Consider the following 2,491-nt stretch of genomic DNA (forward strand, 5'->3'; position numbering starts at 1 on the left):
CCTGCGGCATCTACAACGGCACGCCGGTGCTCGACCTCGATTACGCTGAGGATTCGGAAGCCGACACCGACGCCAATTTCGTCATGACCGGTGACGGCCGGATCGTCGAGGTGCAGGGCACTGCGGAGAAGACCCCGTTTTCCGAAGCCGAATTACTGGCGCTAATAGCATTGGCACGCAAGGGCGTAGCGCGGCTGGTCGATTTGCAGAAGCTGGCGGTCGCGTAAGCACCATGCATCGCAAGCTCGAAGGCCGGATCGTCATCGCAACTCATAATCCCGGCAAGCTCGCCGAGATGCGCGAGCTGCTGGCGCCCTACGGCATCGAGGCGGTCTCGGCCGGCGAGCTTGGGCTCGGCGAGCCCGAGGAGACCGGCGACACGTTCCAGGCCAACGCCCGCGTCAAGGCAATCGCTGCCGCTGAGGCCGCGCAGCTTCCGGCCTTTGCCGATGATTCCGGCATCGTGGTCGATGCGCTCGACGGTGCTCCGGGAATTTATTCGGCGCGCTGGGCCGGCGAAGCCAAGGACTTCAATGCGGCGATGAAGCGCATCGAGCGGCTGCTCGGGGAGCGCGGCGCCACGACGCCGGACAAGCGCGGCGCGCATTTCGTCTCGGCGCTGTGCGTGGCCTGGCCCGACGGTCATATCGAGGAGGTCGAGGCGCGGGTGGACGGCACGTTGGTCTGGCCGCCGCGCGGCACCGCGGGTTTTGGTTATGATCCGATGTTCCTTCCCGGGGGACACGATCGCACCTTCGGCGAGATGACAAGCGTCGAGAAACACGGCCTGCCGCCACACGGCCTCGGTCTGTCGCACCGCGCCCGCGCCTTCGTGAAGCTTGCGGAGATCTGCCTTGAGCCGCGCTGACGCAGACGCCTTCGGGGTCTATGTGCATTGGCCGTTCTGCCTGTCGAAATGTCCCTATTGCGACTTCAACAGCCATGTCCGCCACACCGCGATCGAGCAGGACCGCTATGCCCGCGCCTTCGCGCAGGAGATCGCGACCACGGCGGAACGCATCGGACCGCGTGAGGTCACCTCGATCTTCCTCGGCGGCGGCACGCCATCCTTGATGCAGCCCGCGACCGTCGGCGCCATCCTGGATGCGATCGGCCAGCACTGGCACGTCGCCGGCGACGTCGAGGTGACGCTGGAGGCCAATCCCACCAGTGTCGAGGCGACGCGCTTTGCCGGCTATCGCGCCGCCGGCGTCAACCGTGTCTCGCTTGGGGTGCAGGCGCTCGACGATGCGTCGCTGAAGATGCTGGGTCGCCTGCATACGGCGCAAGAGGCAATGGATGCGGTGAAAATCGCGCGCACCGCGTTCGACCGCTATTCGTTCGATCTGATCTATGCGCGTCCCGACCAGACGCCGCAGATGTGGTCCGATGAGTTGACGCGCGCGATCGGCGAGGCTGCCGAACATCTGTCGCTCTATCAGCTGACCATCGAGGAAGGCACGCCGTTCTTCGGCCTGCACGCGGCCGGCAAATTGAAGACGCCGGGCGAAGGCTTGGCACGCACGCTCTATGACGTGACGCAGGAGATCTGTGCCAAGCATGGGCTGCCGGCCTATGAGATCTCAAATCACGCGCGTCCCGGCGCCGAATGCCGGCACAATCTGGTCTATTGGCGTGGGCAGGAATATGCCGGCGTCGGCCCCGGCGCGCATGGCCGGCTGGACATCGGCAACCGACGTCACGCCACTGCGACCGACAAGCGCCCGGAGGCATGGCTGATGCGGGTCGAAGCCAACGGCCACGGCGTCATGACCGACGACGATCTCAACAGTGAGGAACGCGCCGACGAGTTTCTACTGATGGGGCTGCGGCTCGCCGAGGGCATCGACCCCAAGCGCTATGCCGCGATCTCCGGCCGCACGCTCGATCCGAACCGCATCGCGTTGCTGCGCGAGGAGGGCGCAATTGCGGTCGATGCGGACGGCCGCCTGCGCGTCACCCAGGAGGGCTTTCCTGTGCTCGACGCCGTCGTCGCGGACCTTGCGGCTTAAGTCGAACTGAAGCTCTTCGGCGAGCCGGCCACCGCGAGGCCGCCGCCGGAGGCGACGCGCATCACCGCAAGGCCGCGCTCATTGGTGCCGTCGGGGCGAAAACGAAACAGCCCATCGATGCCGGCAAAACCCGAGGAATTGGTCAGCACGTCGGGCGCGAAGCGTTGCGGCCCTTGCGTGCGCGCCAGCGCCGCCACCAGCGCCACCGCGTCATAGGCGAGCGTCGCCGTCCGTACCGGCTCCGATCCGAAACGGGTACGGTAGCGGCCGGCGAAGGCGCGGAAGCCGGAGGGATCGGGCGCGGCATACAGGCCGCCCTGCAGACTGGCGCTGCCATAGACCCGCGGATTGTCCCACAGGCCGGTGCCGAGCAGCTGGATGTTGCGCAGGTTCGCGCCGGCTGCGGTCAGCGCATCGGCGGTCGCCACCACCGCGTCACCATCATCGGCCAGCAGCAACGCGTCCGCACCGCCGAGCGC

General features: G+C 67.0%; 3 protein-coding genes and 1 pseudogene. 3 read left to right on the top strand and 1 reads right to left on the bottom strand.

The window, feature by feature from the left end; all coding sequences use genetic code 11:
- The 3 genes and pseudogenes from WA702_RS28310 to hemW all read left to right on the top strand — a co-directional run.
- Nucleotides 1–227: pseudogene (locus WA702_RS28310) on the top strand (ribonuclease PH); the annotation flags it as partial.
- A 5-nt stretch (nucleotides 228–232) separates the two neighbouring features.
- Complete coding sequence (gene rdgB, locus WA702_RS28315) at nucleotides 233–868, top strand: RdgB/HAM1 family non-canonical purine NTP pyrophosphatase (protein WP_425113844.1); 636 nt, start codon at nucleotides 233–235, stop codon at nucleotides 866–868.
- Nucleotides 855–2,012, top strand: a complete 1,158-nt coding sequence (gene hemW, locus WA702_RS28320) for a radical SAM family heme chaperone HemW (RefSeq protein ID WP_425113845.1) — start codon at nucleotides 855–857, stop codon at nucleotides 2,010–2,012. The genes rdgB and hemW overlap by 14 nt, the downstream gene beginning before the upstream one ends.
- On the opposite strand, the gene WA702_RS28325 is transcribed toward hemW, so the two are convergent.
- On the bottom strand, nucleotides 2,009–2,491 hold a 483-nt coding region (locus WA702_RS28325; protein WP_425113846.1), incomplete at its 5' end, for an ABC transporter substrate-binding protein. The genes hemW and WA702_RS28325 overlap by 4 nt on opposite strands.

The organism is Bradyrhizobium sp. (genome assembly GCF_049798375.1).
Classification (GTDB): domain Bacteria; phylum Pseudomonadota; class Alphaproteobacteria; order Rhizobiales; family Xanthobacteraceae; genus Bradyrhizobium.

Excerpts from the sequence above, each read along its gene's own strand:
- rdgB (WP_425113844.1), top strand. The coding sequence starts at position 233 with ATGCATCGCAAGCTCGAAGGCCGGATCGTCATCGCAACTCATAATCCC.